This window comes from Bradyrhizobium sp. AUGA SZCCT0182 (genome assembly GCF_018130185.1).
Classification (GTDB): Bacteria; Pseudomonadota; Alphaproteobacteria; order Rhizobiales; family Xanthobacteraceae; genus Bradyrhizobium.
Genome location: NZ_JAFCLY010000015.1, coordinates 82,694 through 97,174, shown reverse-complemented (window position 1 = coordinate 97,174; position 14,481 = coordinate 82,694). Strand labels below are relative to the sequence as shown.

General features: G+C 60.4%; 13 protein-coding genes. 6 read left to right on the top strand and 7 right to left on the bottom strand.

The window, feature by feature from the left end; genetic code table 11:
- Positions 1-26: 26 nt before the first annotated feature.
- From JQ611_RS17910 to JQ611_RS17900, 3 genes are read right to left on the bottom strand one after another with little or no spacing between them, the layout of a single operon-like run.
- A complete protein-coding gene (locus tag JQ611_RS17910; RefSeq protein ID WP_212390927.1) occupies positions 27-1,127 on the bottom strand; it encodes a DegT/DnrJ/EryC1/StrS aminotransferase family protein in 1,101 nt (366 codons plus the stop codon).
- Between the two features lie 31 nt (positions 1,128-1,158).
- Positions 1,159-1,623 (bottom strand): acyltransferase, encoded by a 465-nt coding sequence (locus JQ611_RS17905; RefSeq protein ID WP_212263976.1) that lies wholly within the window; start codon positions 1,621-1,623, stop codon positions 1,159-1,161.
- Entirely contained in the window at positions 1,620-2,681 is a 1,062-nt protein-coding gene (locus JQ611_RS17900) for a Gfo/Idh/MocA family protein (RefSeq protein WP_212263975.1), read from the bottom strand. Before JQ611_RS17900 ends, JQ611_RS17905 begins: the two co-directional genes overlap by 4 nt.
- Positions 2,682-3,183: 502 nt before the next feature.
- On the opposite strand from JQ611_RS17900, the gene JQ611_RS17895 reads away from it, so the two are divergent.
- Positions 3,184-4,071 carry an SDR family oxidoreductase gene (locus JQ611_RS17895; RefSeq protein WP_212466136.1) on the top strand — a complete coding sequence of 296 codons (888 nt, stop codon included), beginning with the start codon at positions 3,184-3,186 and terminating at the stop codon, positions 4,069-4,071.
- A 128-nt stretch (positions 4,072-4,199) separates the two neighbouring features.
- On the opposite strand, the gene purU is transcribed toward JQ611_RS17895, so the two are convergent.
- Positions 4,200-5,063 carry a formyltetrahydrofolate deformylase gene (purU, locus tag JQ611_RS17890; protein ID WP_212390928.1) on the bottom strand — a complete coding sequence of 288 codons (864 nt, stop codon included), beginning with the start codon at positions 5,061-5,063 and terminating at the stop codon, positions 4,200-4,202.
- Between the two features lie 141 nt (positions 5,064-5,204).
- Here purU and JQ611_RS17885 point away from each other — a divergent pair, with 141 nt between their 5' ends.
- Entirely contained in the window at positions 5,205-6,056 is an 852-nt protein-coding gene (locus JQ611_RS17885) for a uroporphyrinogen-III synthase (protein WP_212390929.1), read from the top strand.
- 3 nt (positions 6,057-6,059) lie between these two features.
- On the opposite strand, the gene JQ611_RS17880 is transcribed toward JQ611_RS17885, so the two are convergent.
- The 3 genes from JQ611_RS17880 to JQ611_RS17870 form a co-directional block, all read right to left on the bottom strand.
- Entirely contained in the window at positions 6,060-7,016 is a 957-nt protein-coding gene (locus JQ611_RS17880; RefSeq protein WP_283816758.1) for a GDP-L-fucose synthase, read from the bottom strand.
- Positions 6,997-8,082, bottom strand: a complete 1,086-nt coding sequence (gene gmd, locus JQ611_RS17875) for a GDP-mannose 4,6-dehydratase (protein ID WP_212263972.1) — start codon at positions 8,080-8,082, stop codon at positions 6,997-6,999. Before gmd ends, JQ611_RS17880 begins: the two co-directional genes overlap by 20 nt.
- 306 nt (positions 8,083-8,388) lie before the next feature.
- The gene (locus JQ611_RS17870; protein WP_212263971.1) at positions 8,389-9,063 is read right to left on the bottom strand and encodes a Crp/Fnr family transcriptional regulator; all 675 of its coding nucleotides are present in this window, start codon (positions 9,061-9,063) and stop codon (positions 8,389-8,391) included.
- 418 nt (positions 9,064-9,481) lie between these two features.
- Between JQ611_RS17870 and JQ611_RS17865 the strand changes: the two genes are divergently transcribed.
- From JQ611_RS17865 to JQ611_RS17850, 4 genes are all read left to right on the top strand, one after another.
- Positions 9,482-10,297 (top strand): ABC transporter ATP-binding protein, encoded by an 816-nt coding sequence (locus tag JQ611_RS17865; protein ID WP_212263970.1) that lies wholly within the window; start codon positions 9,482-9,484, stop codon positions 10,295-10,297.
- Entirely contained in the window at positions 10,294-12,225 is a 1,932-nt protein-coding gene (locus JQ611_RS17860) for a long-chain fatty acid--CoA ligase (protein WP_212263969.1), read from the top strand. Before JQ611_RS17865 ends, JQ611_RS17860 begins: the two co-directional genes overlap by 4 nt.
- A gap of 268 nt (positions 12,226-12,493) precedes the next feature.
- On the top strand, positions 12,494-13,387 hold the full coding sequence (locus JQ611_RS17855; RefSeq protein WP_212263968.1) for a branched-chain amino acid ABC transporter permease: 894 nt from the start codon (positions 12,494-12,496) through the stop codon (positions 13,385-13,387).
- A gap of 6 nt (positions 13,388-13,393) precedes the next feature.
- On the top strand, positions 13,394-14,467 hold the full coding sequence (locus tag JQ611_RS17850; RefSeq protein WP_212210107.1) for a branched-chain amino acid ABC transporter permease: 1,074 nt from the start codon (positions 13,394-13,396) through the stop codon (positions 14,465-14,467).
- Positions 14,468-14,481 lie beyond the last annotated feature (14 nt).

Here is a 14,481-nt window from a genome sequence, read left to right as displayed (position 1 = left end):
GATATCGCCTGCACTGCGCAGCACGACTAACCGAAGGCGCGAATGAGATCGACCACGGTCTTCTGTTGCGGCGCCGTGATTTCCGCAAACATCGGCAATGACAAAATCCGGCTTTGAGCCCGATGCGCATTCGGAAACTGCTCTGGACGATGCTCCAATCGTCCATAGGCCTCCAGAAACGGAAGAGCCACCGGGTAGTTGACGGCGGTTTGCACGTTGTTTGCGCTCAGGTGGGCGGCGAGCTTGTCGCGTTCCGGATGCTGGATGGTATAAAGATGATACACATGGGTGCGGTCCGGAGCCACCTGAGGAACAACAACGTCTTCGATCTGATTGAGGCCGGCATCATAAACCGTTGCCGCCGCCTGCCGAGCCTGCGTCCACCGCGTGAGATGTGGCAACTTTGCCGAAAGGATAGCGGCCTGCATGCCGTCGAGACGACTGTTGATGCCCTCGATACGATGCTGATGTTTGACAAGGCCACCGTGTCGCGCCAACATTGCCATTCGTTCGGCAAGATCCGCGCGACCGGTAACAATTGCGCCAGCGTCTCCCATCGCTCCGAGATTTTTCCCGGGATAGAACGAATAGGTCGCAGCGTCCCCGAACGTGCCGACTTGCTGGTCTCGGTATTCGGCCAGATGAGCCTGAGCGCAGTCTTCGATCACCCACAGTTTGTGTCGACGCGCGATCTGCATGATCGCGTCCATGTCGGCCGGCTGACCGTAGAGATGGACCGGAATGATTCCCACCGTCCGCGGCGTAATGGCATTTTCGATCGCGGCCGGATCGATCGTGTAGGTGCCGGCGTCAGTGTCACAAAAGACGACGTTCGCGCCGGCATGCGTAATCGTGGCCGATGTGCTGATCCAGGACCACGCGGTCGTAATCACCTCATCGCCGGGCGAAACTCCCAAAGCCCGCATCGCGACGTAAAGAGCGTCCGTTCCGTTCGCGCAAGACACGCAGTGGGGGGCGCCGACGGCGGCCGCAAACGCAGTTTCGAAATTGTCGACGTATGGACCACGTATGAAGGAGCTGTCACGAATGACGGCGGCGATCGCGGCATCGATTTCCGACTTGATGCTCTCATATTGCAGATGGAGGTCGGCGTAGGGCACGGCCATGGGATGGAGCCTCATTTCGAACCAGTAGCTGTCAATGGCGCCGAATTAGACGCGCCGGATTTCCGGCGTAGCTTCCGGGCAACGTAATGTCCTTGGTAACGACCGCGCCGGCCCCGATCACGACATTGTCGCAGATTTCAACCGGAAGAATTGACGCCCCCGACCCGATCGATACGTGATTTCCGATTTTCGTGTGGCGCCACAACTCTTTGCGGCCTCGCGCCGGGCCACCCGTCGAAAACGTGTCGTTGATGAACATCACCCCGTGACCAATGAAGCAATCGTCGCCGATCGTGACAAGCTCGCAAACAAACGCATGGGACTGAACGCGCGTTCGCGATCCAATCCGTACTGATTTCTGGATTTCGGTGAAGGGGCCGATAAAGCAATCGTCGCCAATTTCGCAACCGTAAAGATTGCACGGCTCGACGATGATGACACGAGCACCGAATACCACGTCACGCATGCCCACCTGTCGGATTTCGGGCTCGTTCATGGCAGTTCGCCGAGACGGCATAATTGCGGGGCAAACTTTAAAGAGACTTCCTTGCCGGTCTCGATGGATTCATACAACGCAGATATCAATTCAAGGCTCTTTCGACCCTGAAGGCCATCGACAAGCGCGGGGCCCTGATCGTTGAGGCATTTGACGACATGTTCGTAATAGGCCTGGTGGCCAAAACCATAGACGTTTGGCGGATTAACCGAGAACCTTTCGACAACCTCTCTGTCTGAATCAAGCTCCTTTGAGAACTGCCAGTGCCGGATCTTGTTGACGGCAAACCCGGCAATCTCAACGGCTCCCCCTTCACCGAGTATTGACAACGAGCCTTCGAGATCCGTTGGCCTGACTGCCGTTGTCGCCTCGATGATTCCGAGCGCACCGTTCTTGAACTTGAGCGTCGCCACTGCAGTGTCTTCGGCTTCGATGTTCACCAGCGCGGTTGCTGCCCGGGCGTGTACGCTGACCACGTCGCCGAAGAACCACTCGAGCATATCAACATGGTGACTTGCCTGGTTGGCCAGAACGCCTCCATCATAGGCCCAGGTTCCACGCCATTTATCCTGATCATAATAGGCCTGATCACGACACCAGCGCACCCTTACGGTTCCCAGGATCAACCGTCCGAAGCGACCGGCCTCGAGCGCTTCGCGCGCCTTGATCACGGGGACATTGAACCGGTTCTGCTTCACGACGAAAAGCTTGACGGCAGCAGCATCGCAGGCGTTCATCATGACATCGGCGTCTTCGAGCCGGAGCGCCATCGGCTTTTCGACGATGACATGCTTGCCGGCCTTGGCCGCGGCAATGGCGTGAGCCGGATGCATCCCGCTGGGCGTCAACACCGAAACCGCCTGCATGTCCTTGTGGTTCAGAAATTCATCAATGCTGTAGAACGCCGGCACGCCAAACCGCGAGGCGATCGTGTCGGCCCGCTCGCGCACGACGTCGCAGACTGCAACCAATTTGGCCCCAGCGATATGGCCGCCGCCAAGAAGATCAGCGTGACGCTTTGCGATACGTCCGCACCCCAGCAAGCCAAATTTGATCACTGATCACCCAATTTGCGGTTCGCCACGAAGAGCTTTCGAAGTCAATTCGGGACTACTCGATCCCGTGCGACACGGGTATCGCAAAATCAACTTGCCCACCCCGCCGAACCATTTTCATCGGATAGCCGAAGCAGCTATGTTTTTCAACAGCTTGCATCGCTTTGAGGCTCCTGGTTACCAGTATTGCGGGTCAGGCCAAGCGCGACCGCACTGACATCAATGGTGAAGCACCTGCGACGCAGGGCGCCCTTGGACACCTACCGACGCGCAATGGGGCAACGGTCTCATTATACCACATCGCACCGCTGTACGAAGCGCTCCTTTCAACACCCTTAAGTTGCATTGTCGATAACACTCCTATCGCGCACGTGATTTCAAGCCTGGATCGCTCCTTCCGCCCTATGCCGCGAAATGTGACCGGTCTATACCGGCTGAAGAGCGGAACAACGGAGATAACTCTCGACCATCGACCGGTCGCGGGTGCTTGAATTCTGGGAGCGGTATGAATTTGCTAGGATTGGATGAACCAGCTGAACACAACAAAACTGAGACGAAGAGTCTGGTTATAGGAGCTACCGGCCTTGTCGGCGGCTACATCGTTGAACGCCTGGTCCGCAGCGGTCAACGACCCCTTGCCTTGTCAAGGGCACCGCAAGATGGGACCGGGATCGATTGGTTTTTGGGTGACCTTGAAAAACCTGAAGCTTTCAAATTTCCACCATTTACGACCCTGTTTTGCACGGCGAGTGCTGCGCTGTTGTCCAGCGCTCTGCCATATCTATTGAATCCTTCCCTGAAGCGAATTGTTGTCTTCACCTCGACAAGCGTCCTTACAAAAATTGATAGCGAGATTGCTTCCGAACGAGCAACCTTGACCAGGCTAGCCGAAGCGGAGCGAAACATCGAAAGTATCTGCTCACAGGCCGGCATTGAATGGACCATATTGCGGCCGACACTCATCTATGCCGAAGGACGGGATCGCAATATTACGCCACTATCGCGGCTTATTCGGAAATTTGGCTTTATGCCTCTCGTCGGGGGAGCGCAGGGTTTGCGGCAGCCTGTGCATGCGGAGGACTTGGCCATCGGAGCGGTCTCCGCAGCATTCAGTCAAGCCGCTGCAAACAAGATATACTCGTTGCCCGGCGGCGAAACCCTCACCTACCGCGAGATGATCGGTCGAATTTTTGACGGGATGAAGTTGCCGCGACGGACACTCTCAATACCACCAGTCTTGTGGCGAGCAGGATTTGTCGTCGCCAAGCCATTGTTCCCAAGCGCTAACGCCGCAATGGGCATCCGGATGATGAAGGATATGGCCTTCGATTCAACGCCTGCGGTACGCGACTTCGGATGGAAGCCAAGAAATTTCTTTCCGACCTTCGACTAGGGTCGACTAGAGCCTTTTCCGTTCCGATGGAATCGGAACGGGGCTCTAGATTCTTGATTTGACGCATTTTCTTGACGCGAACCGGTGTCCACTTCGCTGGAAAACGCTCTAGCCGGATAGCTCGCTCATCAGTCGCCAAATACCACTGTCTTCCGGCCGTTGAGGATCACACGATCTTCGAGGTGATGGCGTATCGCGCGGGCCAGCACGCGGCGCTCGATATCGCGGCCCTTGCGCGAGAGATCTTCCGGAGTATCGCGGTGGCTGATGCGCTCGACGTCCTGGTCGATGATCGGGCCTTCATCGAGGTCGCGCGTCACATAGTGTGCGGTCGCGCCGATCAGTTTGACGCCGCGCTCATGCGCCTGGTGATAGGGCCGAGCGCCTTTGAAGCCCGGCAGGAACGAGTGGTGGATATTGATGCAGCGGCCCGAAAGCGCTTCTGACATCTCGTCCGAGAGAATCTGCATATAGCGCGCCAGCACCACGAGGTCGGTGCCGCTGTCCTGCACCAGTTTCAGGACCGCCTGTTCCTGCTCGCGCTTGGTCTCCCTGGTGACCGGCAGATAGTGGAACGGGATCTTGCCGAAATCGAGATTGTCATAGGTCTCACGCGGATGATTGGAGACGATCGCGGTCGGAATCATCTCCAGTTCGCCGGTGCGCCACCGATAGAGGATATCGACCAGGCAATGGTCCGATTTGGAAGCCAGCAACATCACCCGGCGGCGGCTGGCGCGATCGCGCATCTGCCAGTCCATGCCGAAGCGGTCGGCGATCGCGGTAAAGCCGGTCTGCAACGCCGCCAGTTCGACCGCGAGGTCCGCGGCGGTGAACACCACCCGCATGAAGAATTTTTTGGTTTCGATATCGTCGAACTGCTGGGCGTCCAGAATGTTCTGTCCGTTATGGGCGAGAAAGGTCGACACCGCGGAGACGATGCCGGGGCGATCGGGGCAGGACAGGGTCAGGACGAACTGATGGTCGGGCATGGCGCGGGCTTGATTACAATTCTGGCAGAGACGTGGAACGCTTGTTTGGCGCCCTGCTCTATCACCACCAACCGGCTTGCGCCAATCCGGAAACCGGGGTCATGATGAACAAAGCACGACGATTGGCGTTGGAGCGAGGCCATGGCTGACAGACTGAACGGCTACCGTATCCTGATCCTGGAAACGCGCGAGGAAGCGCAGTTTTCCCGCCTGCTCACCGAGCAAGGCGCGGACGTGCTGCAATGTCCGATGTTCACCATTCACGACGCGCCCGATCCGGCGCCAATCGAGGCCTGGATCAGGCGGTTCGTTGCCGCGCCTTGCGACGATCTGGTGCTGATGACCGGCGAAGGTCTCCGCCGGCTGATGAAAGTCGTGCGCCACATCGGCCTCGAACCGGAATTCGTGGCCGCACTTGGCAAGGCCCGCAAATTCGCGCGCGGCCCCAAACCGGGCCGTGCGCTGCGCGAAATCGGGCTGGAGCCGCAGGTGACGACGGAAAAGCCGACATCCGAAGGCATCGCCGAGATGCTGTCGCGCATCGACCTGCGCGGCCGCCGTCTCGGGCTGCAGCTCTACCCGGACAAGGATCACAGCGTCCTGGTCGGCGCGATCAAGGCGCAGGGCGCCGAGGTCGATACCGTGCTGCCCTATGTCTATGACGCGCAGGCCGCCGACGCCAACATCGTCACCGCCATCGACGAGATGGCCGCCGGCCGCATCGATGCGATCGCGTTGACCAATCTGGGCCAGATTCGCCGCCTCATCGAGGTCGCGCGGGCGCGTGGCTGCGAGGATCGGTTGCGCGATGGGCTTGAACGAACGCCAATCGCCTCGGTCGGACCGGCGGTGTCGAACGAACTCGCGGCCCACGGCTTGCGCACCGACATCTATCCGGCCGATGACGCTTTTTTCATGAGACCATTGATATCGGCGATGGCGACGGCCCTCGGCAAAGCCCCACCGCGCGCTACCGTAGCGAAAGCGCTCTGAGCATTACTCGGCCGCCTGCTGCGATTCGTTCAGAAAGGCCTGATAAGCCAGCTTGAGGCCGTCCTCGAGCGTGGTGCTGGCGCGCCAGCCGAGCTTGGCGAGCCGGCCGCTATCGAGCAATTTGCGCGGCGTCCCATCCGGCCGCGAAGTATCGTAGCTGATCTCGCCGGCATAGCCGACGGTCGCGGCAACGAGCCGGGCGAATTCGGCGATGGTGATGTCGTCGCCGAGCCCGATGTTGACGAGCTCGCCGCTGGAATAGGTTTTCATCAAATGGATGCAGGCGTCGGCAAGATCATCGACATAGAGGAATTCCCGCCGCGGCGTGCCGGTGCCCCAGACCACGATGTTCCTGGCACCCGAAACCTTCGCCTCGTGGAAGCGCCGGATCAAGGCAGCGACGACGTGGCTGTATTCGGGATGATAATTGTCGCCGCGGCCGTACAAATTGGTCGGCATCACGTTGATGAAGTCGGAGCCGTACTGGCTGCGATAGGCTTCGACCATCTTGATCCCCGCGATCTTGGCAATCGCGTAGGGTTCGTTGGTCGGCTCCAGCAGTCCCGTCAGCATGGAATCTTCGTGCAACGGCTGCGGGGCCAGCTTGGGATAGATGCAGGAGGAGCCGAGGAACATCAGTTTCTCGGTCGCGTTGACATGGGCCGCGTGAATGACGTTGGTCGCGATCACCAGATTGTCGTAGAGGAATTCGGCCCGCAGCGTGTTGTTGGCGACGATGCCGCCAACCTTTGCCGCCGCCAGAAACACTGCTTGCGGGCGCTTGGCGGCGAACCATTTGTTGACCGCGGCCTGGTCGCGCAGATCGACTTCGGCGCGTGCGATCGTCAGCAGTTCGACGTCTTCCTGTGCGAGCCGGCGCACCAGCGCCGCACCGACCATTCCGCGATGCCCGGCGACGAAAACCGTCTTGCCCTTCAGCTCAAACGGAACTCTTGCCATTGGCAACCTCTCGTCTTGCGGTCGCAAGATCGCCTGCGACCATTTCCTTGACCAACTGGGCGAACGGCGTCTTCGGCTTCCAGCCGAGTTTCTCCCGCGCCTTACTGGCATCGCCGATCAGAAGATCGACTTCGGTCGGCCGGAAATACATGGGATCGATGCGCACGACGATCTTGCCGGACTTCTTGTCGATGCCTTGCTCATCGACCCCCGCGCCGCGCCATTCGATGGTGCGACCCACTTCCGCGAACGCCAGTTCGACGAATTCGCGCACCGAGCGGGTCTCTCCGGTCGCAAGCACGAAATCGTCGGGTTCATCGATCTGCAATATCCGGTGCATGCCTTCGACGTAATCGCGCGCATGACCCCAGTCACGCTTGGCCTCGAGATTTCCGAGATGCACCACTTCCTCGAGGCCGGCCTCGATCCGGGCCACGCTGCGCGTGATCTTGCGCGTTACGAATGTTTCGCCACGGATTGGGCTTTCATGATTGAACAGGATGCCGTTGCAAGCGAACATGCCATAGGCCTCGCGGTAGTTCACCGTGATCCAGTAGCCATAGAGCTTGGCAACGGCGTAGGGCGAGCGCGGATAGAACGGCGTGGTTTCCTTCTGCGGCACTTGCTGAACCAGGCCGTAGAGCTCCGAAGTCGACGCCTGGTAGAACCGCGTTTCCTTTTCCATGCCGAGGATCCGGATCGCCTCAAGCAGGCGCAGCACGCCGATGCCGTCGGCATTGGCGGTGTATTCCGGGCTCTCGAAGCTGACGGCGACGTGACTTTGCGCGGCGAGGTTATAGATCTCCGTTGGCCTGATCTGCTGCATCAGCCGGATCAGGTTGGTGGAGTCGGTCATGTCGCCGTAATGCATCAGGAACGGCACGTTGCCGGCGTGCGGATCCTGATAGAGATGGTCGACCCGCGCCGTATTGAACGAGGACGAGCGGCGCTTGATGCCGTGCACGGTGTAACCGAGACCGAGTAGATACTCGGCCAGATAGGCACCGTCCTGGCCGGTGACGCCCGTAATCAGCGCGACGCGCGGTTTCGAATCTTGATCCGCCATTTTCTCTCCAACACCCCGGCGCCGCCTCAAGGCAGCGCGAACGCCAGTAAGTTCCCCGGCCGCCGGACACCCAAGCCTTCCGGGTACGTCCGCAGGGCCGGCAAAGCCCCTCGCAGCCCCATTCGCCCAGCCGAACCGGACGCGCAAGGGGCTTCAACCACGCGGCGCAGGCCATAGCATCCGGCCCCGGCGGAGTCTAATCCTAAAACCGTTTGGAATCAGACCTTTAGGCGCCCAGTGCGGGCCAGCCCGCCGGTAAACCTATTCCAGTTAGAAACACGACCCGCGGTGCGCGGATTTCCGGCGTCACTCGCCATAGCGGCGTAATCGATCGAGATCGATGATGGTCACCCCACCATATTCGAGCCGGAGCAGGCCTTCCTTCTCCAGCCGCTTCAGGCACTGGTTGGCATTTTGCCGGGAGATGCCCGACAGCGCCCCGATTTCCTCCTGCGTGATCTCCAGATGCGGCGTGAGGTCGGGATACAGAATGGGATTGAACAAGGAAGCGATCGACCGCGCCAGGCGCGCGGTCGCGTCCAGCGTGCGGCCGTATTCGAGCAGCCCGATGAACTGCCCCAGACGCTCGTTGAGTTGCCGGACCAGGAAGCGATTGAATCCGACACTGTTCTCGAACAGCCAGATGAAGGTCGTGCGGTTCATCATCGCCAGACGCGTGTCGCGCAACGCCACCACGTCGTAGCGCCGGGGCTCGTTCTTGAGCACGGAGCCTTCTCCGAACCAGGCGCCCGCCGTCAGGCCGGCAAAGCTGGCGGCCTTGCCGCCGCGGGATACGATCCCCATCCGGGCCAGACCCGTGACAACGCCGGTCCAGTATTCGAAGGGGTCGCCGCGCATGAAGATGAATTCATTGGCGCGGTAGGATTTTTCGACGATGCCGGCGCGCGCGAGCTCGATCTCGCGATCGTTCAATTCGCGTGACCAGGATGCGATGCGTTTCAGGGAATCCGGAGCAATCATGATCTCATCAACTATCGCCTGCGACCTCTGCCTTCGTCATATTGCACTGCAACAGCAGCCGCGGGTACCCGTTCCGCGCGATCGGTGGAGGACCGCAAGCACGTTACGCCGTCGAAATTTGCTGGCCAATTGTCAGGCACATGACATTTCAACGTAACGCTTTCCATTATTGAGAGCCACCTCGCGCCCAGCCGGCTTACGGCCCAACCGGACAAGCTGGTGGCGCACGGGAAACGACGGAGATTGCGGGTGCGGCGTTACCGCGCATGTGATCCCGGCGAGCAGGACGACGAAGGCATCGCGCGGCGCGCGGCATCATTAGTCGGATGGCTTGGCGGTACCCGTCGATGTAGGATCGCGAGAGCGATTGACGAAGAGATAAAGAGCGCTGCCTAAGCGCCGTATCTGGAGGGAATGAGTGGCTTACACGTTGGAAGTGCGCGGGGTATCACTGCGCTTTGGTGGCGTCCGCGCGCTGACCGAAGTCAGTTTCGGCGTGAACGATGGCGAGTTGTTTTCGATCATCGGCCCGAACGGCGCCGGGAAAACCTCGATCGTCAATTGCATTTCGGGCCGCTACAAGCCGACCGAGGGTCAGTTGTTCTATCGCGGCAAGGACATCACCGGCCTCAATCCCAATGCGCGACCCTCGCTCGGCATCGGCCGCACCTTCCAGAATCTGGCGCTGTTCCACCATATGAGCGTGCTCGACAACATCATGGTCGGGCGGCACCATTTGCTGAAGAACAACTTCATCACGGGATCGCTGTACTGGCTGACCGGCGCGCGGCGCGAGGAACTCGAGCACCGCCGCAAGGTCGAAGAGATCATCGACTTCCTCGACCTTCAGTCGGTGCGCAAGGCGACCGCCGGCACCCTGCCCTACGGCTTGCGCAAGCGCGTCGAACTGGCGCGCGCCATGGCGCTGGAGCCGCAACTGATCCTGCTCGATGAACCCATGGCCGGCATGAACTTCGAGGAGAAGGAAGACATGGCGCGCTACATCGTCGATCTCAACGAAGAGTTCGGCATGACCGTGATGATGATCGAACATGACATGGGCGTAGTGATGGATATCTCCCATCGCGTCATGGTGCTGGATTTCGGCCGCAAGATCGCCGAGGGCGACCCGGCCGCGGTGCTGGCCGATCCCCACGTCAAACGCGCTTATCTCGGTGAAGAGGACGAAGCCCTGGTCGATCCGGACGACACGCCGGCGGAGAGCGCGGCATGATGGATTACGCCGGACGCGCCGCAAAGGCCGACACCTATCCGAAGCTACTCCGCCTCAACGCGAAGGAGCACGGGGGCGAGATCGCGCTACGCGAAAAAGATCACGGGCTGTGGCGCGTCTTCACCTGGAACGACTACCAGACCCGGGTGCATGATTTCGCGCTGGGCATGGTCGAACTCGGGCTCGGCCGCGGCGACGTCATCGGCATCATCGGCGACAACCGGCCGGACTGGATGGCGGCCGAGATCGCCACGCACGCCATCGGCGGCATGAGCCTTGGCCTCTATCGCGACGTGCTCGATGAGGAAGCCGCCTATTTGTTGAGCTATGGCGAAGCCAAACTGGTGTTCGCCGAGGACGAAGAACAGGTCGACAAGCTGCTGGCGCTTGCCGAGCGCGTGCCCAACCTCAAGCACATCGTTTATTCCGATCCGCGCGGCATGCGGAAATACGACGACCCGCGCCTGATGGAAGCGGACAAGTTAGTGGCGATGGGGCGCGACCGCGCCGCGCGCGAGGCCGGCCTCTATGACCGCCTGGTGGACGCCACAAAAGGCGAGGATGTCGCGATCCTCTGCACCACGTCAGGCACCACGGCCAATCCCAAGCTTGCCATGTTGGCCGCCGGGCGCGTGCTCCGCCATTGCGCGACGTATCTCAGCTTCGATCCGAAGGGGCCGGATGACGAATACGTCTCGGTGCTGCCGCTGCCCTGGATCATGGAGCAGGTCTACGCCCTCGGCAAAGGGCTGCTCTGCCGGATGAAGGTCAACTTCGTCGAAGAGCCTGAGACCATGATGCACGATTTCCGAGAGATCGCACCGACCTTCGTGCTGTTCGCGCCGCGGGTCTGGGAATCGATCGCCGCCGATGTCCGCGCCGGCGTGATGGACTCCTCGCCGCTCAAGCAAAAGCTCTATGACCTCGGCATGAAGGCGGGCCTGGCGGCGCTGGCCGAGGGCAAGCAGTCCCTGCTCGCCGACCAACTGCTGTTCCGCGCCTTGCGCGACCGCCTCGGTTTCACGCGGCTGCGCTCGGCCGCCACCGGCGGCGCGGCGCTCGGGCCAGATACGTTCAAATTCTTCCAGGCCATGGGCGTGCCGCTGCGCACGCTCTACGGCCAGACCGAATTACTCGGGGCCTACACGCTGCATCCGGCCGGCAAGGTCGATCCGGATACGACGGGCGTGCCGATGGCATCCGACATCGAAATCCGCGTCGACAACCCCGACATCAACGGCGTCGGCGAAATTGTGGTGCGTCACCCCAACATGTATCTCGGCTATTACAAGAATCCGGAAGCCTCCGCCGCCGACATGAAGGACGGCTGGATGCATTCCGGCGACGCCGGCTATTTCAACGACAACCAGCAGCTCGTGGTCATCGACCGCATCAAGGATCTCGCCGAGACTTCGCGCGGCGAACGCTTCTCGCCGCAATATCTGGAGAACAAGCTGAAGTTCTCGCCCTACATCGCCGAGACCGTCGTGCTCGGCGCCGGCCGCGACGCGCTGGCCGCGATGATCTGCATCCGCTACTCGATCATCTCGAAATGGGCGGAGAAGAACCGCATCTCGTTCACGACCTACACCGACCTCTCCTCGCGCCCCGAAGTGTATGAACTGGTGCGCAAGGAGGTCGAATCCGTCAACGCCACGCTGCCGCCGGCGCAGCGCATCTCGCGCTTCCTGCTGCTCTACAAGGAACTGGACGCCGACGACGGCGAGCTCACCCGCACCCGAAAAGTTCGCCGCAGCGTCATCAACGAGAAATATGCCGGGATCATCGACGCGATCTATGGCGGCAAACGCGACATTCCCGTCGATACCGTGATCCGCTTCCAGGACGGCACCACCCAGCGCATCCGCACCACGTTGCGGGTGGTCGATCTCGGCACCAACGCGCCACTCGCGGAGGCCGCGGAATGAACACCCAGCTCAAATACATCGCGGTGCCAGTTGGTGCGCTCTCTCCCCTTGTGGGAGAAGGCTACACCGCCGCTCAAAACACACTCATTAGGGTGAGGGGTCTCTCTCCACACATGCGTATGCGGAGACAACCCCTCACCCGTCTTCGCTTCGCCGTAGCCGATGCAAAGCATCGGCGTCCTCTTTTAGAACGGCGGCCCGTGGCCGCCTTTGCCTCTCCCACAAAGGGAGAGGGAAAGAAGAGCGCGCCTCTCACGAGTCAATTCGCATGAACACCCAGCTACTGATCCAGCTCCTGGTCAACGGCCTCGTGGTCGGCACGCTCTATGGCGTGGTCGCGATGTCGTTCGTGCTGATCTACAAGGCCACTCAGGTGGTGAATTTCGCGCAAGGCGAATTGCTGCTGATCGGCGCCTGGGTGTGCTGGTGGCTGCTGACGAAATACCAGGTGCCGTTCTATCTGGGCATGCCGATCACGCTGGTGTTCATGTTCCTGTTCGGCATCGCCATCCAGGTGGTGATCCTGCGCCCGATGGTCGGTGAACCCATCATCTCGGTGATCATGGTGACAATTGCGCTGTCCACCGTGTTCTCCGCGCTGATGAAATGGATATTCGGCGTCAATCTGCAGCCGTTTCCGCGCGTCTTTACCACCCAGAACGTCAACATCCTCGGACTGCAGGTGCAGACCGTCTATTTGATGAGCCTTGCGGTTTCGCTGGCGATGATGGTGGGCATGGCATGGTTCTTCCGCCTGTCCAAATACGGCCTCGCGATGCGCGCCACCGCGTTCAACCAGCAGGTGGCGCAGTCGCTCGGCATCTCGGTCAAGAGCGTGTTCGCAATGGCCTGGGCGATCTCGGCGACGGTTTCAGCGGTGGCCGGCGTCGTGGTGGCGGTCGTCAACGGCGTCTCGGCAGGCCTTTCAGCCTATGGCGTCAAGGTGTTTCCGGCGGCAATCCTCGGTGGCCTCGACAGCGTCGGCGGCGCCGTGCTCGGCGGCATCATCATCGGCCTCTTGGAGAACTTCGCGCACTTCCTCGACAGCGAGTATCTGCACTGGGGCAATCTGTACGAAATCGCGCCGTTCTATGCGCTGATCATCATCCTGATGATCAAGCCCTATGGCCTGTTCGGCACCAAAGACATCGAGCGGGTGTAATCCATCATGGCAACCCAGACCCTGATCCCCGCCGGCGACTTCCGCACCACCTATGCGGCGGACACCACCGTGTTTCCAACCAGGACCAGCCGCAACGCGATGATCGTCGGCATCATCCTGATCTGCTTTGCGCCGCATGTTCTCAATGAATACACCCTCAGCCTGCTGATCCAGATCGGCATCTTCGGCATCGCAGCCCTCGGCCTCAACATCGTGGTCGGGTTCACCGGCCAGATCTCGATCGGCCACGCCGCCTTCTTCGGGTTCGGCGCTTTCACTTCCGCCTATCTGTCGAACCGGTTCGGCATCCCGGTGTTCTTCTGCATTCCGCTCGCAGGCGTGGTCACGGCAGCGGTCGGCCTGATCTTCGGGCTGCCCGCGGCGCGCCTGAAGGGACTCTATCTCGCGATCGCAACGCTGGCCGCGCAATACATCCTGCTGGATTTCTTTGCGCGCGCCGAATGGTTCACCGGCGGCAGCGTGCCTGCGAGCGCGGAGCCGTTCTCGATCTTCGGCTACTCGCTGCGCGGCGATAAGAAATATTTCTACGTCGTGCTGGCTTACGTCATCGTCTGCTATCTACTGGTGACCAATTTGATCCGTTCGCGAGACGGCCGCGCGTTGGTTGCGGTGCGTGACCACTATCTGTCCGCCGAGATCATGGGTATCAACCTCACCAAATACCGCACGCTGTCGTTCGGCCTCGCCGCCTTCTTTGCCGGCGTCGGCGGCGCGCTCTATGCGCATTACAACCAGGTGGTCTCCAACGAAGGTTTTGGCATCGACCGCTCGATCATTTTTCTCGCGATGATCATCATCGGGGGCATCGGTTCTGTGATGGGCACGTTGATGGGCACGGCCTTCATGGTGCTGCTGCCGGAATCGATGGAATGGCTCAGCGTCGCGCTGCGCGACAGCCCGATCGACCAATTCCTGGGATTGAAAAACAACATCGCTTTCCTGCGCGAGATGGCCATCGGCATCATCATCATCATCTTTCTGGTCTTTGAACCGGACGGGCTCGCGCACCGCTGGCGGCGCATCAAGGCTTACTGGAAACTCTACCCGTTCTCGCATTGAGGAAGGAACGGGAC